General features: G+C 72.9%; 11 protein-coding genes, 1 tRNA gene and 1 other RNA gene. 9 read left to right on the top strand and 4 right to left on the bottom strand.

Going from position 1 to position 22,527, the window contains the following annotated elements; genetic code table 11:
• Positions 1-59 precede the first annotated feature (59 nt).
• Positions 60-641 (bottom strand): TetR/AcrR family transcriptional regulator, encoded by a 582-nt coding sequence (locus HQQ79_RS12170; RefSeq protein WP_139179218.1) that lies wholly within the window; start codon positions 639-641, stop codon positions 60-62.
• Between the two features lie 225 nt (positions 642-866).
• On the opposite strand from HQQ79_RS12170, the gene HQQ79_RS12165 reads away from it, so the two are divergent.
• Entirely contained in the window at positions 867-2,123 is a 1,257-nt protein-coding gene (locus tag HQQ79_RS12165; RefSeq protein ID WP_173034621.1) for a multidrug effflux MFS transporter, read from the top strand.
• Between the two features lie 41 nt (positions 2,124-2,164).
• On the top strand, positions 2,165-4,174 hold the full coding sequence (locus HQQ79_RS12160) for a helicase HerA-like domain-containing protein (protein ID WP_173034619.1): 2,010 nt from the start codon (positions 2,165-2,167) through the stop codon (positions 4,172-4,174).
• An 85-nt stretch (positions 4,175-4,259) separates the two neighbouring features.
• Here the strand turns inward: HQQ79_RS12160 and HQQ79_RS12155 are convergent, their stop codons facing one another.
• Complete coding sequence (locus tag HQQ79_RS12155; protein ID WP_027466388.1) at positions 4,260-4,901, bottom strand: hypothetical protein; 642 nt, start codon at positions 4,899-4,901, stop codon at positions 4,260-4,262.
• A gap of 301 nt (positions 4,902-5,202) precedes the next feature.
• Positions 5,203-5,287 (bottom strand) — tRNA-Ser (locus tag HQQ79_RS12150).
• Positions 5,288-5,408: 121 nt separating this feature from the next.
• Between HQQ79_RS12150 and pta the strand changes: the two genes are divergently transcribed.
• Both pta and HQQ79_RS12140 read left to right on the top strand, forming a co-directional pair.
• Entirely contained in the window at positions 5,409-7,517 is a 2,109-nt protein-coding gene (gene pta, locus HQQ79_RS12145) for a phosphate acetyltransferase (RefSeq protein ID WP_071405020.1), read from the top strand.
• A gap of 49 nt (positions 7,518-7,566) precedes the next feature.
• Positions 7,567-8,763 carry an acetate kinase gene (locus tag HQQ79_RS12140; RefSeq protein ID WP_173034617.1) on the top strand — a complete coding sequence of 399 codons (1,197 nt, stop codon included), beginning with the start codon at positions 7,567-7,569 and terminating at the stop codon, positions 8,761-8,763.
• A gap of 132 nt (positions 8,764-8,895) precedes the next feature.
• On the opposite strand, the gene HQQ79_RS12135 is transcribed toward HQQ79_RS12140, so the two are convergent.
• Positions 8,896-9,570 carry an SDR family oxidoreductase gene (locus HQQ79_RS12135; protein WP_027466391.1) on the bottom strand — a complete coding sequence of 225 codons (675 nt, stop codon included), beginning with the start codon at positions 9,568-9,570 and terminating at the stop codon, positions 8,896-8,898.
• Between the two features lie 37 nt (positions 9,571-9,607).
• On the opposite strand from HQQ79_RS12135, the gene ffs reads away from it, so the two are divergent.
• The 5 genes from ffs to HQQ79_RS12110 all read left to right on the top strand — a co-directional run bounded on the left by ffs (position 9,608) and on the right by HQQ79_RS12110 (position 22,519).
• Positions 9,608-9,704, top strand: an RNA gene (ffs, locus tag HQQ79_RS12130) — signal recognition particle sRNA small type.
• Positions 9,705-9,936: 232 nt separating this feature from the next.
• A complete protein-coding gene (locus HQQ79_RS12125) occupies positions 9,937-17,574 on the top strand; it encodes a choice-of-anchor G family protein (protein ID WP_173034615.1) in 7,638 nt (2,545 codons plus the stop codon).
• A gap of 164 nt (positions 17,575-17,738) precedes the next feature.
• Positions 17,739-20,537 (top strand): DNA polymerase III subunit gamma and tau, encoded by a 2,799-nt coding sequence (locus tag HQQ79_RS12120; RefSeq protein WP_173034613.1) that lies wholly within the window; start codon positions 17,739-17,741, stop codon positions 20,535-20,537.
• A complete protein-coding gene (gene recR, locus HQQ79_RS12115; RefSeq protein WP_017888680.1) occupies positions 20,537-21,136 on the top strand; it encodes a recombination mediator RecR in 600 nt (199 codons plus the stop codon). Before HQQ79_RS12120 ends, recR begins: the two co-directional genes overlap by 1 nt.
• A gap of 117 nt (positions 21,137-21,253) precedes the next feature.
• On the top strand, positions 21,254-22,519 hold the full coding sequence (locus tag HQQ79_RS12110; protein WP_017888681.1) for an aspartate kinase: 1,266 nt from the start codon (positions 21,254-21,256) through the stop codon (positions 22,517-22,519).
• The last annotated feature ends 8 nt before the right edge of the window (positions 22,520-22,527 follow it).

The raw sequence follows: 22,527 nt of genomic DNA, 5'->3' as shown, positions 1-22,527 counted from the left end.
GGCCAGCACCCACGCGCTCACGCGATCACGCGATCACACGACCGAAACGAACGGCCCGCTCAGCTCCACCACGCCGGGAACGACAGCGTGATCGTCTCCACCAGCGCCTTCCGCGACCGACGGGGCCCGGCCAGCCAGGCCTCGATCGCCCCGACGAACCCCTGCGCCACGAACCCCGCGGCGACGTCGTCGAGCAGCTCGGGCCGGCGTGCGGGATCGAGCTCGCGGATGTGCAGGGCACTCGACACCGTGAAGTGCTCGACGAGCAGCCGGTGCAGCGACGCGTCGTTCGGGTCCGGCAGCGCCTTGCCGTAGATGTCGCGGTGCGTCGTCACGTGCTCGACGACGGCGTTGATGCCGCGCCGGGTGATGGCTGCGAGCTCGTCGGCTCCGGCGCCCCGGTCGGCGGCGGCTCGGCGCTCGTCGGCGTCGTCCTGCCGGATGCGGTCGAGTTCCGGCGTCAGGACGTCGGCGAGCAGCGACCCGGGGGAGACGGCGTGCGAGTAGAACGTGGCCCGGTTGATGCCGGCGGCACGCGTGACGTCGGCGACGGTGATCTCCGAGACCGGTCGGTCCGCGGCGAGTCGCAGGATCGCCTCGCGCAGCGCTGCAGTGGTGTGCAGGATCCGGGCATCCACCATGACGCCCACCCCCTTCTGATCCGCTTCACCCGGAAGGCCCCCGAGCAGTCCGACGCTACCGCATGGTCCGCGCGCGGCCGAGGGGCAGCACGAGCCGCTTCACGCGGGCGGCCGGCACCGGCGGCGCCGAGCACGCACCGGCGAGCGTAGGATGGTTCCGCGGACGAATCGATTCGATCGACCCGCGATCACCCCGCCCCCTCATCGTCGAAGGACTCCTGTCTCGTGACCGCGCCCGCCACCACCGGTTCGCTCCGGGTCGTCCTGCACCCGGGAGACTCGCTCTCCCGCGGGCAGCGACTCGTCTACGTCTTCGTCCTGGGCGCCCTCACGGCGCTCGGTCCGTTCACGATCGACCTGTACCTGCCGGCGTTCCCGGCGATCAAGGACCAGTTCAGCGTCACCGACGGTGCGGTCCAGCTGACGCTCACCGCGACGACGCTCGGCTTCGCCATCGGGCAGCTCCTGGTCGGCCCGTGGAGCGACAAGGTGGGTCGCCGACTGCCGCTGATCATCGCGACGACGGTGCACATCGCCGCGTCGATCGGCGCCGCGACCGCGCCGGACATCGAGCTGCTCGCCGTGTTCCGCGTGCTGCAGGGCATGGGCGCCGCAGCCGGTGGTGTCGTCGCGATGGCGACGGTGCGTGACCTGTTCGGCGGCAAGCCGCTGGTGCGGATGCTGTCCCGCCTGGCGATGGTGAACGGCCTCGCGCCGATCCTCGCGCCGCTCATCGGTTCGCAGATGCTGCAGTTCACCAGCTGGCGCGGCATCTTCGTCTTCCTCGCCTGCTACGGCCTGGCGGTGGTGATCGCGTCGATCCTGCTCATCGTCGAGACCCTGCCGCCGGCCCGCCGGCACGAGGCCGGGCACTCCACCATCGGCCAGCGCTACAAGGCGCTGTTCTCCGACCGGATCTTCGTCGGTGTCGCGCTCATCGGCGCCATGGTGTTCAGCGGGCTGTTCTCGTACCTCAGCGCGTCGCCGTTCCTGTTCCAGCAGGTCTACGGGCTCGACGCGCAGCAGTACGGACTGCTCTTCGCCGTCAACTCGGTCGGGGTGGTCCTCGGCGTGCAGATCTCGTCGCGGCTCGCCCAGCGCGTCGGTCCGCAGTGGATCCTGGCGTGCTCGACCGCGACCCTGCTGCTGGCGTCGGTCGCGATCATCGTCCTCGACCAGCTCGGGGCCGGTCTGGTCGGCGTGCTGGTGCCGCTGTGGTTCTTCATCGCCGCGTGCGGGTTCTCGTTCCCGCTCGTCCAGGTCATCGGTCTCGCCGCCCACGGAAAAGAGGCGGGGACCGCCGCCTCGGTGCTCGGTGCCCTGAACTTCGGTGTCGCCGGGCTCATCTCGCCGGTCGTCGGTTGGCTCGGCATCACGACGGCCACCCCGATGGCGATGGTGATGGCGTCGCCCGCCGCCGTCGCGATCCTGATGCTCTGGTTCGTGGTCCGCCCCCGGACGGTCCCCGCGCTCACGCACTGACGACCCGGACCGCCGCGCGCTCCGGTCCCTAGGCTGTGCCCATGAGCGACGCGACGGAGCGGGCACGGGCGGCTGCCGAGGCAGCGAGACAGGCTGCCGACGAGGCACGTCGGCTCGCCGACGAAGCGGCGCGGCGAGCCGAGGAGCTCGCCGCCGCACTGGCGGTGGAGGAGCAGACGGAGCGCACCGCCGACGCGGAACCCGCGGTCGTCGGGTCCCCACCACTCACCGGCCTGGAGGCGCGGCTCACGCCCGACGCGGAGCCCGCCCCTGCGGCCGCACCGGCTCCGACCACCCCTGCCGCGCCGGTCGAGACGACCGCCCCGGATCCGGTGGCGACCTCGGCGACCGGCGCCGCGCCTCCCGTCCGGGGTGGGACCGGACCGCTCGGACCGGACGCGGTCGCGGCGATCCGTGACGGCTACGCCGTCGACGGCGGTGCGATCGAACTCGGTGCCCTGGTCAACGGCGCAGCGGTGCCCGAGGTGCAGGTCCGCATACCGCTCGCGATGCTGAACCGGCACGGGCTGGTGGCCGGGGCGACCGGCACCGGCAAGACCCGCACGCTGCAGGTGCTCGCCGAGCAGATCGCGGCGAACGGGGTGCCGGTGTTCGCCGCCGACATCAAGGGCGACCTGTCGGGTCTGGCCGTCGCGGGGCAGGCGACCGACAAGCTGCTCGACCGCACCGCGGGCATCGGCCAGCAGTGGCAGGGCGTCGCGAGCCAGGCCGAGCTGTTCTCGCTGGGCGGGCAGGGTACGGGCGTGCCGATCCGTGCCACCGTCTCCGGGTTCGGGCCGCTGCTGCTGTCGAAGGTGCTCGGCCTGAACGACACGCAGGAGTCCTCGCTCGGCCTGGTGTTCCACTACGCCACGCAGCAGGGGCTCGCGCTGGTGGACCTCGACGACCTGCGGAGCGTGCTGACGTTCCTGGTGAGCGAGCAGGGCAAGGGGGAGCTCGCCGAGCTCGGGGGCCTGTCGAAGCAGACCGCCGGGGTGATCCTGCGCGAGCTCGTCACCTTCGCCGACCAGGGCGCCGACCGGTTCTTCGGGGCGCCCGAGATCGACACGCAGGTGTTCCTGCGGACGGCGGCGGACGGGCGGGGGATCGTCAACCTGCTCGAGGTGCCCGGTGTGCAGGATCGACCGGAGGTCTTCTCGACGTTCCTGATGTGGCTGCTGGCGGACCTGTTCAACGAGCTGCCCGAGGTCGGCGACCAGGACGAGCCGAAGCTCGTGTTCTTCCTGGACGAGGCGCACCTGCTGTTCAACGGGGCGTCGAAGGACTTCACCGAGCAGATCGTGCGGACCGTGCGGCTCATCCGGTCGAAGGGCGTCGGGGTCTTCTTCGTGACGCAGACCCCGAAGGACGTGCCGAACGACGTGCTGGCGCAGCTCGGGTCGCGCATCCAGCACCAGCTCCGCGCCCACACCCCGGACGACGCGAAGGCGCTCCGGGCGACGGTTTCGACCCACCCGACGAGCGACTACGACCTGGGCGAGGTCCTCACGTCACTCGCGACCGGCGAGGCGATCGTCACGGTGATGAACGAGCGGGGCGCACCGACCCCCGTCGCGTGGACCCGGCTGCGCGCACCCCAGGGGTCGATGGACCCGATGCCGGCCGACGACATGGCCGCGCAGGTGCAGGCCTCACCGCTCCTGTCGACCTACGGCACCCGCGTCGATCCGGACTCGGCGCGCGAGGTGCTCGCGCGCCGGATGGAGGCGGCGGCCGCTGCAGCCGACGCCGCTGCCGCAGCCGACGAGGCCGCCGCCGCCGCGGCGGACGCATCGGCGGATGCCCAGCAGGAGTCCGAGCGGCAGCAGCGGGAGTTCGAGCGGGCCGAGCGAGCGTCGGACGCCCGGCGGTCCGGTCGGTCCGGGGGCTCCGGTCGGTCGGGCGGGACGCAGCGGTCCGGGACGCGGCGGTCCGGGACGCGGCGATCCGCGGGGGACCCGCTTTCGGACCTGCTCGGCTCCGGGCTGGGCGGGACCATCGCGAAGGAAGTGGTGCGCGGGATCTTCTCGACGCTGCGTCGTCGGCGCTGACCGGTGCCGCGCTGACCGGTGCCGTGCTGACCGGTGCCGTGCTGACGGGTGCCGTGCGGTGGCCGCTGGCCGGTCCGCCGGTGGGTCAGGGGGCGTTGAGGCCGGCGAACTCGACGGCGAGCAACCCGCCGACGACCAGCACGACGAGGCCGCCGACGAGCAGGAACGCCGACCGCTGCTCGTACCAGGCGCGGCTCGTCGGGTAGCGCTTCGCGAAGGTGCGGGAGGAGACCGGCCGCGACTCTTCGACGACCTGCACGCCGAGCGCGTCGACCACCCGGTCGAGCCCGTCGTCGCCCCACACGTCGGCGCGGAGCCTGAAGAGGTGGGTGCCGGTCCGGTCGAACGCGACGAGTTCCCGCACGGTCCGGTCCACGGACGAGCCGAAGGTCGTGGCGAGCACCAGGCTGTGCACGCGGTCGCGGGGGATCCGACGGTGCGCCGTGAGGACGCCACGGATCGTCAGACCGTCGTCGTCGATCCCGATGAACGCGGTGTGCAGTCGGACGAACACGATGCCGACGGCCGCGGCCATCGCGACGACGATGCCGGCGAACACAGCCCACGTGCGGAACGGGAACGAGACCCAGACCAGGGCGACGGCGAGCGGCACGGCCGAGAAGGCGATGCTGAGCGCGGTGGAACGGACGAGGGACCGGCGCGGACGGAGGACCGTGTCGAAGACGGCGGGCCGCACGGGCACTGCGGGCACGGTGGTGTCCCCCATGGCGCGTCTCCTCGTCCCCTCGGGTGTTCCGGGCACGCTGACCAGCACGCCCTCCGAGCGACGCCCCTGCCGCTCGATGCACCGCGGTCGGCTCGTCCCGGAGCCGTTCGCTCGGCCAGCATAGGCGACCGACGGGTACCGGGGACAGCCCGTTCCACCCCTGGTCGGCGTTTCCCGGCCAACCGAGGGGGAACAGGGCACGCGCTCGTCCGCAGGGTGGGGGACCGATCGACCGTGGAACGACGAAGGACCCGCACCGATCGGTGCGGGTCCTTCGTCGGTGTTGCGGTCTTGCTCGCTGCGGAGAATGGGGGATTCGAACCCCCGAGGGCTTGCACCCAACACGCTTTCCAAGCGTGCGCCATAGGCCACTAGGCGAATTCTCCTGACACCGTCTCGCGACGGCGACACCCAATGGTACAGGTTCTCCGAGGTGCTCACGACCGCGTGTCGTCGGCGACGGTGCTCCCAGATGTCGTGACATGTGCGGCGACTACCCTGGGCCTCGTGTCGACCCGCATCTACATCACGTCAGCAGAAGGGCACACGGGCAAGAGCACCGTCGCCCTCGGTGTCCTCGAGACCCTCGCCCGGTCCGTCGGCCGCGTCGGCGTGTTCCGGCCCGTCGCCCGCTCGGTCGTCGAACCCGACTACGTGCTCGAACTGCTGCTGCAGCACACGGCCGTCGGCATCTCGTACGACGATGCGGTCGGGGTCACCTACGACGACGTGCACGCCGACCCCGAGGCGGCGCTCGGCACCATCGTCACCCGGTTCGCCCAGGTCGAGCGGCAGTGCGACGCCGTCGTGGTGCTCGGGTCCGACTACACCGACGTGGGCAGCCCCACCGAGCTGTCCTTCAACGCGAAGGTCGCCGCGAACCTCGGCGCTCCGGTGCTCCTCGTGCTCGGTGGCCGCGACGCCGCCGAACGAGCGGCCCGCACGCCCGAGGGCATGGCGCAGGTGGCGGACGTCACGACGAGCGAGCTGCGGGCGGCACACGCACAGCTGTTCGGCGTCGTGGTGAACCGTGCCGACCCGGACGCCCTCGCCGCCATCGTGACGAGCGTCGAGCAGGCCGTGCACGACGACCACCCCGACGTCCCGGTGTGGGCGATCCCCGAGGACCGTGTGCTCGTCGCCCCGACGGTCCGCGCCCTGCTGCAGGCCACCGGCGCCACCCTGGTCCGCGGTGACGACGCCCTGCTCGACCGTGAGGCCCTCGGTACCGTCGTCGCGGGCATGAGCATGGAGAACGTGCTGCCCCGGCTGATCGAGGGCGGCATCGTCGTCGTCCCCGGTGACCGGAGCGACGTCCTCATCGCCACGCTGCTCGCCAACCAGTCCGAGACGTTCCCGAGCCTGGCCGGCGTCATCCTGAACGGCGGGTTCGAGATCGCCCCGCAGGTGTCCCGGCTGCTCGAGGGCCTGTCGAGCTCGCTGCCGATCGCGCAGAACGACCTCGGCACGTACGACACCGCCCTCCGGATCACCCAGACCCGGGGCCGCCTGGCCGCCGACTCGCCCCGGAAGGCCGACCTCGCGCTCGCCCTGTTCGAGCAGCACGTCGACGCCGAGGCCCTGCGCGACCGCCTGCAGCTCGCTCCGTCCGGGGTCGTCACCCCGCTCATGTTCGAGCACGGCCTGCTCGACCGGGCGCGCAGCTACGGCAAGCGCATCGTCCTGCCCGAGGGCGAGGACGACCGCATCCTCCGCGCCGCCTCCACCCTGCTGCAGCGCCAGGTCTGCGAGCTGACGATCCTCGGCGACCCCGCGGCCATCCGCACGCGGGCGACCGAGCTCGGCCTCGACCTCGAGGCCGCGCAGCTCGTCTCGCCGTTCGACCCCGAGCTGCGTGAGCGCTTCGCCGAGGAGTACACCCGGCTCCGCGCCCACAAGGGGATGTCGATCGAGCTCGCCCGCGACACCGTCACCGACGTCTCGTACTTCGGCACGATGATGGTGCAGCTCGGGCTCGCCGACGGCATGGTGTCCGGCGCGAAGCACACCACGGCACACACCATCCGGCCGTCGTTCGAGATCATCAAGACCCGTCCGGACACCTCGATCGTGTCGAGCGTGTTCCTGATGGCGCTCGCCGACCGCGTGCTCGTCTACGGCGACTGCGCGGTGATCCCGGACCCGACGAGCGAGCAGCTCGCCGACATCGCGATCTCGTCCGCCGAGACCGCGACCCAGTTCGGTATCGACCCCCGCGTCGCGATGCTCAGCTACTCCACCGGCGACAGCGGCTCCGGCGCCGACGTCGACAAGGTGCGCGCCGGCACCGCGTTCGTGCGGGAACGCCGGCCCGACCTGCTCGTCGAGGGCCCGATCCAGTACGACGCCGCAGCCGACCCCACGGTCGCGTCGACGAAGATGCCGGACTCCCCGGTCGCCGGCCGCGCGACGGTGTTCATCTTCCCGGACCTCAACACCGGCAACAACACGTACAAGGCCGTGCAGCGCTCGGCCGGCGCCGTGGCGATCGGCCCGGTCCTGCAGGGCCTGCGCAAGCCGATCAACGACCTGTCGCGCGGCGCCCTGGTGGGCGACATCGTGAACACCGTCGCGATCACCGCTATCCAGGCCGGCACCGCGACCGACGCGGCCTGACCGCCCGACCCGCACCGCGCCTCCAGGCCCGACAGAAAGTGACCACCCCGTGACCGCAGCCCTCGTCGTCAACTCCGGCTCGAGTTCGTTCAAGTACCAGCTCATCGAACTCGAGGACGAGCGCACGCTCGCGTCCGGGCTCGTCGAGCGCATCGGCGAGTCCGCCGGGGCCTGGAAGCACACCAACGCGCTGACGGGGGAGTCGTCGTCGAACGACGCCGCGTCGGTGTCCGACCACGCAGCCGGGTTCCAGGCGATGATCGACGCGTTCGCGAAGGTGGGCCCGTCGTTCGACGAGCACCCGCCCGCCGTCGTCGGCCACCGCGTCGTGCACGGCGGCACCACCTTCGACCGCGCGACGGTCGTCACGGACCAGGTCGAGCAGCAGATCGAGGACCTCAACAGCCTCGCGCCGCTGCACAACCCCGCGAACCTCGAGGGGATCCGTGCCGCGAAGCAGGTCTTCTCGGACGTTCCGCACGTCGCCGTGTTCGACACCGCGTTCCACCAGACGATGCCGCCGCACGCGTACACGTACGCGATCCCCGCCGACCTGGCCGCCGAGTACGGGATCCGCCGCTACGGCATGCACGGCACCAGCCACAAGTACGTCTCCGAGCAGGCCGCGGAGTTCCTCGACCGGCCGCTCGCCGAGCTCAAGACGATCGTGCTGCACCTGGGCAACGGTGCCTCGGTCGCGGCGATCGACGGCGGGAAGTCCATCGAGACCTCGATGGGGCTGACCCCGCTCGAGGGGCTCGTCATGGGCACCCGCTCCGGCGACCTCGACCCCGCGGTGCTCATCCACCTGCACCGCGAGGCCGGGATGACCTTCGACGAGCTCGACACCATGCTCAACAAGCGGTCCGGTCTGCTCGGCCTGACCGGCAACGGCGACATGCGGGACGTGCAGGACGCCGCCACCAAGGGCGACGAGCAGGCGGAGGCGGCGCTCGCCGTGTACCGCCACCGCATCCGTCGGTACGTGGGCGCCTACACGGCACAGCTCGGCGGCCTCGACGCGGTCGTGTTCACGGCGGGGGTCGGCGAGAACAACGCGCTGCTGCGGCGGCGCGTGCTCGCGGGGCTCGAGCACCTGGGCATCGAGATCGACCCGGACCGCAACGAGCTGGCGTCGCGCGACGCCCGCCGCATCTCCACCGACGGCTCACGGGTCGCGGTGCTCGTGATCCCGACGAACGAGGAGCTCGAGATCGCCCGGCAGTCGGCTGCGGTCGCGCTCTGACGTGCGGGGCGCGTGTCGCCTCGCGTCGGCGCGCTGGCAGGCTGCGGACGGGAGGCGCGGTGCGGGCCGGCACCGCGCCTCCTGTCCGTCCGTCGGTCGCGTCCACCGCACGGTGCAGACCGCGCGGACCGGTCAGGTCAGGGCGCCCAGCGCCGCCGGGATCGGGGTGTCGCCGCTGGTGACCTCGAACTGCACGCCGACCGCGGCGTCGTCGAGCAGGGCGTGCAGGACGACGGTCGCGACGTCCGCGCGGGGGATCGAGCCGCGCGGCACCGTCCGGCCGACGTGGACCGTGCCCTGCGGCGGCGTGTCGAGCAGACCGCCGGGACGCACGATCGTCCAGCGGAGGCGTCGGGCCCGCAGGTTCGCGTCCGCCTCGGCCTTCGCCCGCAGGTAGACCTGGAACACCGCGGCGTCGTCCTGCGCGGGCACGACGGCGAGCTCGGGGTCGTAGGTGTCGGCCGCCATCGCGGAGATCATCACGTAGCGCTCGATGCCGGCACGCTCGGCGGCGTCGGCGAGCAGGATCGCACCGTCACGATCGACGGTGAGCTTCCGCTCGGCACCGCTGTTCGGCCCGGCACCGGCGGCGAACACCACGGCGTCCACACCGCGCAGGCGGAGCGCGAGGTCGTCGTCGCCGAGCTGCTCCAGGTCGGCGACGATCGCACGCGCCCCCTGTTGCTCGACGTCGGCCACGTGCGCGGGGTTGCGGACGATCGCGACGGCGTCGTGGCCGGCGTCGGTGATCTGGCGGGCGAGGAGCAGGGCGATCTGGCCGTGTCCTCCGGCGATGGCGATCTTCATGTGTTCGAGTCTGCCCGTCGCGTCCGGTAGACTTCTCGGCGGCTCCTCACGTGACGCCATCCAGGCCAACTCCCCCAGGGCGGAAACGCAGCAAGGGTAACCAGGCTCTGGCGGGTGCGTGAGGAGTCTTCTTCGTTCCGGGTCGAGTCAGCTCCCCGGTGTCGCCCCCCGTTCGGGAGGTCTCGCGTCCTTTTTCTTCGATGCTTGCGGACAGCTTCCTGATCATGTGTAAAGATCTGCCTCAGGAATCCCCAACCAGGATTCCGACCCTCCACCGCCTCACCAGCGGAGGAGCCTCCACCGCCTCACCAGCGGTGGATTCCGAGGATCAGGTGGCGGGCGCGCCCGCCAGGAAAAGAGACACGCATGCGCAGGCACGCGTCGCTGCCCGGTACCCCCGTACCCTCCGCAGCGGACGAACGGACACGACGGATCACCCGCGCCGACGGCCGAGCTCGAGGACGAGCGACGGACGGTCGGCGGCTCCTCCTGCGCGGCGGCGTCGTCGCCACGGTGACGGCGCTCATCGCCGCCACCGTGGCGATCCAACCCGCTGCGGCCGCCCAGACCGACGTCGCCGAGGCCGAGGGGCTGCTGCTCAGCGGCTCCGGCATCGTGAACGCCGATGCGGTCGCCCAGCTCGGCGGCGCGTACTCCGCGCGGGGCGCGAGCTCCGGCGGCGGCACCACGAACCAGCCGCTCAACCTGACGGCGCTCAACGCGGTCGGGGTGGACCTCGGCAACGACGTCGACCTGCTCGGCCCGAACGGCATCCTGACCCTCGGCGTCGACGGTCAGTACGCCACGACCTCGGCCACGGGCGCGACCGCGTCGTCGGGACTCCTGACGAACGACGGCGGCATCGGGGTCGGCACCGGGTCTGGCACCGGCGCTGCGACGGTCAACCTCAACCCGCTGTTCTCGCGCGTCGGCGCCGACACCACGGTGCTGTCGAACGCGCAGCTGCGGATCGGGGCCCTGGCGTCCCGGATCCAGGCGACGCGCGGCACCACGGTCGGGACGACGACGGACTACCGGATCGCCGGCGCGGACCTCAACCTGACGAGCCCGGCGGTCGCCGGACTCAGCACGGCGCTCCGGAACGACCTGCGCACCTTCTCGGGCACGGTGAACTCCGCGGTCGGTGCCGACGGGGCGCTGTCCGGCACGACCACGGCGCTGACGAGCGAGCTGCAGCGGCTCCTCCGCACGACGAGCCTCGGACTCGTGAACGTCAACGGCACGACGGTCACCGCGACCGTCGACCTGAACCTCGACGACACCCTGACCCGTGTGCTGCAGCAGCCGCTCACGGACGGTGCGGTGACGATCACCCCGTCGACCGGCGCGATCACGGTCGACCTCGACCGGCTCACCACGCTGAACGGTCAGCCGGCGAACACGTCGGTGCTGACCGAAGCGGCCGTGAGCTCGATCAACCGGAGCATCACGACGATCCTCGGCACGCAGCTGCCGACGGCGCTGCAGACCGCGGTCGTCAACACGATCAACTCGACCGCCGTGCGGGTGAACGTCACCGCGAACGTCAACCTCGCGGGCATCCCGCTCACCGCACTGGCCCTCCGCGCGGACACCACGCTCGGCGCACTCGCCGGCACGTCGCCGGCCGCCGCCACGGTGACGGCGACCGGTGGCCCCCTCGGGCTGAACGTGCTCGGCACCCTGCTCGCCCCGGCGGTCAACACCGTCGTCATCCCGGCACTGCAGACCATCGTGCGTCCCCTGGTCACGGGCACGGCCCTGACGAACCTCGGCACGACGCTCACGGCGACGACCTCGGCCGTCTCCACCCTGCTGAGCCCCGTCGTGCTGCTGCTCCGTCAGGTCGTCGACCTCACCGTGAACGCGCAGGACACCACCGGCTTCCGCGACCCCCGCGGGTACGACACCGGATCGCGGAGCGTGCACGCCCTGCGGCTCTCCGTGCTCCCCGGGGCGAACGTCGCCACCGTGGACCTCGCCACCTCGACCGTGCGCGCCACGGCGTTCGCGGCTCCGACCATCACGGCGCCCGCGGCCGGACAGCAGTTCACCGTGCCGTCGGCGACCTCGACCCGCAGCGTCGTCGTGAGCGGTGCCGGCGAGCCCGGCGGCACCGTCGCCGTCAGCCTCGGCGGGGACCGGACCGGCACCGCGGCCGTCGCTGCCGACGGTGCCTGGACGACGACCATCGCCGACGTCCCCACCGGTTCGTACACCGCGACCGCGACCCAGACGGTCGGCGGCACCGCGGCGGGCACCGCGACGCAGGACTTCTCCGTCGTGGCCCAGCGCGCCCTGACGATCACCACCCCCACGGCCGGTCAGACCTTCACGACGACGGGGGAGACCGCCCCGGTCACCCTGACGGGCACCGCGACGGCGAACGCGCGCATCAGCGTCGACCTGGGCGGCGGCGTGACCGCGACGGGCACGGCGGACGACGCCGGCGCCTGGAGCGTCACCGTCCCCGAGGTCCCGGTGGGCGAGCAGACGGCGAGCGTCACGCAGACCGTCGGCGACACGACCTCGGCACCCGTGACCCGGTCCTTCCGGGTCGTGGCGGCGGCCGGCCTGACCGTCGACACCCCCACGGCGGACCAGGACTTCCCGCTCGCCGGCGACACCCGGTCCGTCCCGTTCTCCGGCAGCGCCCAGGCCGGTGCCCGCGTGGACGTCGACCTCGGTGACGGCCTGACCGCCACCACCCGCGCGAACGCCGACGGCACCTGGTCGACGAGCGTCACGGACGTCCCGGCCGGGGAGTACTCGGCCGAGGTCACCCAGACCGTCGGCGGTACGACGAGTGCCCCGGTCACCCGGGACTTCACCGTGACGGCAGCACCCGCACTCACCATCGACGAGCCGGCCGACGGCAGCACCATCACCGTCGCCGACGAGAGCTCGACCACCCCGGTGACGGTGTCCGGCTCGGCGGCCCCGAACGCTCGGGTCACCGTCGGCATCGGTGGTTCGTTCGCCGCCGCGGTCACCGCCGACGAGGACGGTGCCTGGACGACGACCTTCGCCGACGTCCCGGTCGGGGAGCGCACCGTCACGGCGCGGCAGAGCGTCGACGGCACCACGTCCGGCCCGGTCGAGACCACCTTCACCGTCGAGGCGGGCGACCCGCTCGCGATCACCTCGCCGGAGGACGGCGACGTGGTCACGGTCCTCGACGCCGACACCACCACCGACCTCGACCTCGCCGGCACGGCCGAGGCCGGCGCCGAGGTGCGGGTCTCGCTCGGCGACGGACTGACCGCCACCACGACGGCCGACGACGACGGCACCTGGACGCTGACCGTCACCGACGTCCCGGTCGGTCGCTACACGATCTCGGCGACGCAGACCGTCGGCGGGACCACCTCGCCGGCCGTCCGCCAGGTCGTCACCGTGCAGGCGGGCGCCCCGCTCGCCGTCACCGCTCCGGCGCAGGACGCCACCGTCACGGTCGCGGCCGACGACTCCGTCGTCGACGTCACCGTGCGGGGCACCGCGCAGCCCGGCGCCCGCGTCGAGGTCGTCCTGGACGACGGCGACGCGGTGTCCACCACGGCGAACGCGCAGGGCGCCTGGTCGGTGGTCCTCACCGACGTCGGCACCGGCGACCACACCGCGACGGTCACCCAGACCGTCGACGGCGCGACCTCGGCACCGGTGGACCGTGACTTCGCGGTCGAGGCCGGCGACGAGCTCGTCATCGTGGCACCGGGTGACGCCCAGCAGGTGCCCGCCGGCACCGGCGGCCAGGCCAACGTGGTCGTCCGCGGCACGGCGGACCCCGGCGCGACCGTCGTCGTCACGATCGACGACGGCGACCCCGTCGAGGTCGTCACGGACACGGCCGGCAACTGGGAGCTCCCGACCACGCAGCTCGGCATCGGCGAGCACACCGTCGAGGCCGTGCAGACCGTGAACGGCACCGACGGCCCGGTGGTCACGCGTGACTTCACCGTGGTCCCCGGCAACGCCATCGTCATCGACACCCCGGCGAGCGGCGCACGCTTCGTCGTGGTCGACGCCGACGCCACCGCGACCGCCCGGATCACCGGCACGGCCGAGCCCGGCGCCGCGGTGACCGTCTCGGTCGGCCCCGGCACCCGGTTCACCACCACGGCTGACGACGACGGGCGGTGGGCGGTCGACGCGACCGGTCTCGCCCCGACCGGCGTCTACACGGCGTCGGCCAGCCAGGAGGTCGAGGACGTCGTGACGAGCGCCGTCCCGATCACCTTCGAGGTCGTCACGGCCAACGCGCTGACGATCACCGGTCCCGACACGGACCCGATCACGGTCGCCGGACCCGACGTCGAGCGCGACGTCACGGTCACCGGCACCGGCCAGCCCGGCGCCGCGGTCACGGCGACCCTCGCCGGCTCCGAGGACCAGGAGACGACGGTCGGTGCCGACGGCACGTGGTCGGTCACGTTCCCCGACCTCGGCGTCGACGTGCACCAGGTCTCGGTCACCCAGACCCTGGCCGGCAGCGTCTCCGACCCGCGCACCTCCGACCCGGTCGGGCGCACGATCACGATCGAGGCCGCCGAAGCCGTCACGATCACCGCACCGGGGACCGATGCGGTCCTGCTCGTGCCGGACGCCGACGCGACGCGCGACGTCGTGGTCACGGGTTCGGCGGAGCCGGGTGCGCCGGTGACGGTGCGTCTCGGCGACGACGAGGCGACCACCACCGCGGACGCGGACGGCGACTGGACGGTCACGTTCGGTGGGGTCGGTGTCGGCACCCCGACGCTCACCGCCAGCCAGACGGTCGGCGGGACCACCGCCTCCAGTCCGGACCAGACCGTCACGGTGCGGGCCGGGACCGCGCTCGCCATCGTGACCCCGGAGGACGGCGACGTCCTGACGGTCGCCGACACGTCCGGCACCGCCGACGTCGAGGTGACCGGTCGGGCGCAGCCCGACGCCGAGGTGACGGTCCGGATCTCGACCGGCGAGACCGAGGCGGTGACGGCGGACGAGGACGGCCGGTGGGAGACCACCTTCCAGGACGTCCCGGTGGGCGACCACCGCGTCACCGCGACGCAGGTCGTCGGCGGACAGACCTCGACGCCGGTGACGGCGGCGGTGTCGGTCCGTGCCGGAGCCCCGCTCGTCGTGTCCACGCCGCGGGGTGCCACCACCGTCACGGTGGCGGACGACGACGCCACCACCGGGGTCGACTTCGCCGGCACCGGTGAGCCGGGCGCGACCGTCACGGTCGACCTCGGCGACGGTGGGAGCGCCACGGCGACCGTGGACGAGGACGGCCGCTGGGCGACCACGGTCGAGGACGTGCCGACCGGCTCGTTCACGGCCTCGGTCACGCAGGCCCTGAACGGCACCACGAGTGCGGCGGTCGAACGACCTGTGTCGGTGGTCGCGGCTGCCGACCTGGTCATCCGTGAGCCCGGCGACGACCCGATCACGGTGGCCGACGGTGACGCGACGACGACCGTGACGGTCGCCGGTGACGCCCAGCCCGGCGCCACGGTGACGGTCACCGTCGACGACCGCGACCCCGTCGAGGTCACCGCCGGTGACGACGGCTCGTGGAGCGTCGACGTGCCGGACCTCGGTGTCGGCGAGCACACCGTCGAGGTGACGCAGACCGTGGACGGCTCGACCTCGACCACCCCGGTCGGGACGACGTTCGAGATCGAGGCGGGCGCACCCGTCGTCATCACCGAGCCGACGGCCGACCAGGAGTACACGGTCGCCGACGGGGACGGCACGACGACGGTCGACGTCGCCGGCACCGCCGAGCCGGGCGCGACCATCGTGGTCGACCTGGGCGACGGTCGCACCGAGTCGACCACCGCGGACGACGACGGCGCCTGGAGCGTCTCGGTCCCCGGTGTGCCGGCCGGCACCACGACCGTCAGCGTCACGCAGCGCATCGACGGCACCGAGTCCGCGCCGGTGACGGTGGACGTCCGCGTCCTCGTCGCCGACCCGATCACGATCGCCACCCCGGCGGACCGGTCCACGATCCGGGTCGCCCAGCGCGACTCGGTCGCGACCCTCACCGCCGCGGGGGCCGCCGAGCCCGGTGCCGAGGTCCGTGTCACGATCGACGGCGGCGACGCCCGGACCGTGACCGCGACCGACGCCGGCACCTGGAGCGTCGACCTGCCGGACACCGCCGTCGGCGAGCACACGATCCGTGCGACCCAGACGGTCGACGGCTCGACGTCCGCAGCGGTGCGCAGCACCTTCACCGTCGCACCCGGTGCGGCGCTGACGGTCACCGCCCCGGCTGACGACACCACGTTCACCGTGCCGAGCACCGACCCCACCGCGACCGTCCCGGTCGGCGGCGAGGGCCAGCCCGGCGCGACGGTCCGCGTCGTCCTCGACGATGCCGACCCGGTCGTGGTCCGTGTCGGCACCGACGGACGGTGGGAGACCACGCTGGTCGACGTGCCGGCCGGCGAGCACACGCTCGTCGTCACCCAGGTCGTGAACGGCACGACGTCCGATGCGATCGAGCGCGACGTGACCGTCGTGGTCGCCGCCGCGGACGCGATCGTCGTGACCAGCCCGGCCGACGGCGCCGACCACCGGGTGCTCGGCGGCTCGACCGACGTGCGCGTGACCGGTACCTCCGCACCGAACGCCACGGTCTCGGTCCGCATCGACGACGGCACCGCGGTCACCACGACCGCGGACGACGACGGCGCGTGGTCCGTGACGGTGCCGGACGTCGCCGAAGGGACCCACACGATCGCCGCCAACCAGACGGTCGACGGTGCCACCACCGACGCCCCGCGGGTCGGCTTCACCGTGACGGCCGCGACGCCGGTCGTCATCTCGAGCCCGACCGACGGCCAGGCGTTCCCGACGACGGGGTCGACGACGTCGATCCCGGTGAGCGGCACCGCCGAGCCCGGTGCGACCGTCACGGTCGCCGTCGACGGCCGGACCGCGACGACGACCGCCGGCGACGACGGTTCGTGGACGGTCACGATCGGTGGCGTCCCCCTCGGGGACCACACGGTGTCGGTGACGCAGACGGTCGGCGGTCGGACCTCCGACCCGGTGACCGCCGACGTCACGGTCGTGGCCGCGCAGGAGACGGGCATCGTCATCACGAGCCCCGAGCCCGGGCAGCTGATCCAGGCGGACGGCTTCGGTGACACCGGCTCGTTCACGGTGACCGGTCAGGCCACCCCCGGCGCCGCGGTGACGGTGACCCTGTCCACCGGGCAGGTCCGCACCACCACCGCCGACGACGAGGGCGCGTGGAGCGTCGCGTTCGAGCGCGTCCCCGAGGGGGAGTGGACGATCAGCGCCACGCAGTCGGTGAACGGCACGACCTCGGCGGCGCCGCAGGTGCCGATCGTGGTCGACACCCTGGAGCCGCTCGCGGTCACCTCGCCGACACCGGGTTCGCAGTACACGGCGGACGAGGACGGTGACCACGACCTGATGGTCACGGGTACCGCCGAGCCCGGCGCGACCGTCACCGTGCAGCCGATGGGCCGCGACGCGGTCGCCACGACGGCCGACGAGGACGGCACGTGGTGGGTCATGGTCGGGCTGCCGGTCGGCGGGCACATGCTGCGCGTCACCCAGTCGGTCGGCGGGTTCACCTCGCAGGCGCAGATGCTCCGCGTCATGGTGATGGACGACGCCGTCGACCCGGAGGAGCCGGGCACGCCCGGTACGCCGGGTACGCCCGGTACGCCCGGTACGCCGGGTACGCCCGGTACGCCCGGAACGCCCGGAACGCCCGGTACGCCCGGGCTGCCCGGCACGCCGGGGACCGGCGGGGGCTCCGGGAGCGGCATCGGGACCGGCAACGGCATCGGCGGTGGCTCCGGGAACGGCTCCGGCACCGGGATCGGTGGCTCCGGCAACGGCACCGGTGACCTCGCCTGGACCGGCGCGGACGTCGTCCCGATCGCCGGCACCGCGGCGGGCCTGGTGGCCCTCGGGTTCCTGCTGCTGGGGCTCTCCCGCCTCGCCCGCGGGTTCCGTCGCCGCACCCGCGGCTGAGTCCGCACCAGCGTCACACACCGCGCCTCCCGCCCGTCGACCAGACGGACGGGAGGCGCGGTGCCGTCCGGGCGCTCGGCCCACCGCCTGTGGGTGGTCCGGCCCGGCGGGACGACCTGTGGACGGGCACGCGGGTTGTCGGTCGTGACGGCTACCCTTGTCGCGTGGTCACCGCCCTGTATCGCCGTTACCGGCCCGAGAACTTCGCCGAGCTGATCGGGCAGTCGCAGGTCACCGACCCGCTCCGCACGGCGCTCCGCACGAACCGCGTCAACCACGCCTACCTGTTCAGCGGCCCGCGTGGCTGCGGCAAGACGACGTCGGCCCGCATCCTCGCGCGCTGCCTGAACTGCGCCGAGGGCCCGACCGACACACCCTGCGGTGTCTGCCCGAGCTGCGTGGAACTCGCCCGCGACGGCAGCGGCTCGCTCGACGTCATCGAGATCGACGCCGCGAGCCACAACGGTGTCGACGACGCGCGTGACCTGCGCGACCGTGCCGTCTTCGCCCCGGCCCGCGACCGCTACAAGATCTTCATCCTCGACGAAGCGCACATGGTGACGCCGCAGGGCTTCAACGCGCTGCTGAAGCTGGTCGAGGAACCCCCGGAGCACGTCAAGTTCATCTTCGCGACGACCGAGCCCGAGAAGGTCATCGGCACCATCCGGTCGCGCACCCACCACTACCCGTTCCGGCTCGTCCCGCCCGCGGTGATGCTCGAGTACATCGAGCAGCTCTGCACGCAGGAGTCCGTGTCGGTGGCCCCCGGCGTCCTGCCCCTGGTGGTGCGTGCCGGCGGCGGATCCGTCCGTGACACCCTGTCCCTGCTCGACCAGCTGATGGCCGGCAGCGAAGACGGGGCGATCGCCTACGAGCGTGCCGTGGCCCTGCTCGGCTACACCGACGCCGCCCTGCTCGACGACGTCGTCGACGCCCTGGCCGTCGCCGACCCGGCGTCCGCGTTCGCCGCGATCGACCGTGTCGTGCAGACCGGACAGGACCCCCGCCGCTTCGTCGAGGACCTGCTCGAGCGCCTGCGCGACCTGATCGTCGTCGCGGCGACGAACGAGAGCGCCGCCGCGGTCCTGCGAGGGGTCTCACCGGAAGAGCTCGACACCATGAGCCGCCAGGCCGGGGTCTTCGGCGCGACCGGGCTCTCCCGTTCCGCCGACATCGCGAACCGCGCGCTCACCGAGATGACCGGCGCGACCTCGCCCCGGCTGCACCTCGAACTCATGACAGCCCGGATGCTCGTGCCCGAGGCCGACGACACCCAGCGCGGAGCCCTCGCCCGGGTGGAGCGACTGGAACGTCGTGTCGGGGTGGGCGACGCTGGTGGGCACGACGCCGGTGGACACGACGCCGGGGCCGGCGACCAGTCCGCTCCCGCCGTCGCCGCTGCACCGCGTCGTGAGCAGCAGGCAGCCGCGGCTCCTGCTCCCTCCCTCGCCCCGTCGCCCGCTCCGGCAGCGCCTCGCACGACGCCCGAGCGTCCCGTCGAGCAGCCCGCCGCGCCGCAGGCCGACTCCGGAGCCGTGGCTCGTGACGCTGCAGCGTCGTGGGCAGCGGTCGCTCCGAGCACCCCTGGAGCACCCGCGCAGACCTCGACCGAGCCCGCGAAGTCCTCGGGCGAGCCCGCGAAGTCCGAGCCTTCGAAGCCCGCTGCCGAGCCGGTCAGTCCGTCGTCCACCGGTCAGGGCACGACGATCGGTGACGAGCCCGCCGTCCGGACCGTCGGTGCCGTCGGCTTCCAGCAGATGCGCGACTCCTGGCCGCAGATCGTCGAGCACGTGCAGCACGCCAAGCGTTCGGCGTGGTCGGTGGTCGTCACGGCGCAGGTCACCGCGCTCCGCGACGACGTGCTGACGCTGACGTTCCCGAGCCAGCAGGACGTCGCCTCGTTCAAGGAGATGTCCGACCCCTCGGCCAGCGTCAGCGAACTGCTGCGCGCCGCCATCGTGGACGTCCTCGGGCTCCGCGTGAAGTTCGTCGCCCGCGGGCCCGGACAGCAGCAGCGTCCCCAGCAGCAGCAGCAGCAGCCGGCTCCGGCGCAGCAGGCCGCACCGGCCCAGCGTCCGGCCCCCGCTGCGCAGGCACCCGCCGCCGCGGCCCCGGCTCCGGCTCCGGAGCCCACAGCACCGGAAGCCCCGGCGCCGGCGTCCGCTGCCGCCTCCACGACGACGGCCGCCCCTGCCACGGAGCCGAAGGCCGCGTCGGCAGCGCCCGAGTCGACGGCAGCCCCTGCGCCGACGGCAGCGCCGGCGCCGAAGTCCGCGCCAGCGCCGAAGTCCGCGCCGGAGCCGAAGGCAGCGCCGACCGCGTCCGCGCCGCAGCGCGACCAGGCACCGGCCGAGCCGACCCCCGCTCCCTCCGGTGCACCGGTGACGGACTGGGCGGTCGCGACCATCCCCGCCAGCGACCCCACCGCCGACGCCGTCCCGGAGTCCGTCGAGCCCAGCTGGGCGGCACCCTTCGGCACCGTGCCGGCGTCCGCGCCGGTCGCCCCCGCCGAGACGAGCACGCCCCAGCCGACCGAGCCGGCACCGTCGGCCGCACCCGCGCGACCGGCCGGTGCCACGGCCGGGAAGCCCGACCAGCCGACCACCCCGGGTCCGCAGGCGGCGTCCGGAGCGGGCGCCGTGCCTCCCGGCGGTCCTGTCGTGCCGGGCGTACCGGTCGACGACTACCCGCTCGACGACGAACCGTACGACGACGGCGCACCGTTCCCCGACCCGGGGATCGGACGCGGTGCAGCGCCAGCAGCACCCGCAGCCGCGGCGCCGGCAGCCCCGGCGCAGCAGGCCGCCCCGCAGCGCGCGGCCCAGCCCGCCGCCGCTCCCGCGCGCACCGCACCGCCCGCGCGCCGCGCCCCGGTCGCCGGCCGGTACGGCGAGGCCGTCGTGCGTGAGATCCTCAACGCCCAGTTCATCGAGGAGACCGCTCTCCACCAGGACGGTGCCTGATGTACGACGGGATCGTTCAGGACCTCATCGACGAGTTCGGCCGTCTGCCCGGCATCGGACCGAAGTCGGCGCAGCGCATCGCCTTCCACATCCTGCAGACCGAGTCGTTCGACCCGAGTCGTCTGTCCGAGCTGCTGGCCGACGTCAAGGAGCGGGTCCGCTTCTGCGAGATCTGCGGCAACGTCACCGAGAACGTCCAGTGCAGCATCTGCCGTGACCCGCGCCGCTCCCCGGCCACGATCTGCGTCGTGGAAGAAGCGAAGGACGTCGCGGCGATCGAGCGCACCCGGGAGTTCCGTGGGCTGTACCACGTGCTCGGCGGGGCGATCAGCCCGATCGACGGCATCGGACCGGACGACCTCCGCATCCAGCAGCTCATGACGCGCCTGGCCGACGGCACCGTGGCCGAGGTCATCATCGCGACCGACCCCAACCTCGAGGGCGAGGCGACGGCGACCTACCTCAGCCGGCTGCTCGTCCCGATGGGCATCCGCACCACGCGGCTCGCGTCGGGGCTGCCGGTCGGCGGCGACCTGGAGTACGCCGACGAGGTCACGCTCGGTCGTGCCTTCGAGGGGCGCCGCGTCGTCGGCGGCTGACCCCCCGCGCAGGATCCTTGCGTCGGGGCCCGCTCGCACGCAACATCCCCGAAACACCGACTACCATTGTGAGACCGCGTGACCTCGCGGTGTCGCCGTCTCCGGGAGTACCAGCCAGTGGCCTTGATCGTGCAGAAGTTCGGTGGTTCATCCGTCGCGGACGCCGAGAGCATCAAGCGCGTGGCGAAGCGGATCGTCGAGACGAAGAAGGCCGGCAACGACGTGGTCGTGGCCGTGTCGGCGATGGGCGACACCACCGACGAACTCGTCGACCTGGCGCACTCCGTCACGCCGATCCCCGCCGGCCGTGAGCTCGACATGCTCCTGACCGCGGGGGAGCGCATCTCGATGGCGCTGCTCGCGATGGCGATCAAGAGCCTCGGGGTCGAAGCATCCTCCTACACCGGCAGCCAGGCCGGCATGCTCACCGACGCCCAGCACGGCAAGGCCCGCATCGTCGACGTCACCCCGAAGCGCGTGCGCGAGGCGCTCGACTCCGGCCACGTCGCGATCGTCGCCGGGTTCCAGGGCTTCAACCGCACCACGGGCGAGATCACCACGCTCGGCCGCGGCGGCTCGGACACCACGGCCGTCGCCCTCGCCGCAGCACTCGACGCCGACGTCTGCGAGATCTACACCGACGTCGACGGCATCTTCACCGCTGACCCCCGCGTCGTGCCGAAGGCCCGCAAGGTCGACCGCGTCACCAGCGAGGAGATGCTCGAGCTCGCAGCCTCGGGTGCCAAGGTCCTGTACATCCGCGCCGTCGAGTACGCCCGGCGGCACGGCGTCACCCTGCACGTCCGGTCCTCGTTCAACAACAACGAGGGCACCATCGTCTACAACCCTGCCGAGGGGGAAACCGTGGAAGAACCGATCATCACCGGGATCGCCGGAGACCTCTCCGAGGGCAAGATCACCGTCGTGGGGGTCCCGGACCAGCCGGGGAAGGCCGCCGAGATCTTCACCAACGTCGCGCGCGCCGGGGCGAACATCGACATGATCGTCCAGAACGTGTCGGCGGCGTCGACCGGGCGGACGGACATCTCGTTCACCCTGCCGAAGGACCAGGGCCAGACCGTGCTGACGGCGCTCGAGGTCGCGAAGGCCGACATCGGCTACGAGAGCATCCAGTACGACGACCAGATCGGCAAGCTCGCCCTGGTGGGTGCCGGGATGCGCACGAACGCCGGTGTCTCGGCGCAGCTCTTCCGCGCCCTGCACGACGCGTCGATCAACATCGAGATGATCTCCACGTCCGAGATCCGCATCTCGGTCGTCACCCGCGCCGACACCCTGAACGAGGCGATGCGCGTCGTGCACAGCGCGTTCGGCCTCGACGCCGATGCCGAGGCCGTCGTCTACGCCGGCACCGGCCGCTGACGCCCGCT

It is taken from the genome of Curtobacterium sp. VKM Ac-2852, assembly GCF_013205045.1.
GTDB lineage: Bacteria > Actinomycetota > Actinomycetes > Actinomycetales > Microbacteriaceae > Curtobacterium > Curtobacterium flaccumfaciens.
This window is presented reverse-complemented; position numbering and strand designations above follow the sequence as displayed.

Bases quoted from the DNA above. Each gene is read 5' to 3' on its own strand.
- HQQ79_RS12170 (WP_139179218.1), bottom strand. From the start codon at position 641: ATGGTGGATGCCCGGATCCTGCACACCACTGCAGCGCTGCGCGAGGCG.
- HQQ79_RS12160 (WP_173034619.1), top strand. From the start codon at position 2,165: ATGAGCGACGCGACGGAGCGGGCACGGGCGGCTGCCGAGGCAGCGAGA.
- HQQ79_RS12155 (WP_027466388.1), bottom strand. From the start codon at position 4,901: ATGGGGGACACCACCGTGCCCGCAGTGCCCGTGCGGCCCGCCGTCTTC.
- HQQ79_RS12135 (WP_027466391.1), bottom strand. From the start codon at position 9,570: ATGAAGATCGCCATCGCCGGAGGACACGGCCAGATCGCCCTGCTCCTC.
- HQQ79_RS12125 (WP_173034615.1), top strand. From the start codon at position 9,937: ATGCGCAGGCACGCGTCGCTGCCCGGTACCCCCGTACCCTCCGCAGCG.
- recR (WP_017888680.1), top strand. From the start codon at position 20,537: ATGTACGACGGGATCGTTCAGGACCTCATCGACGAGTTCGGCCGTCTG.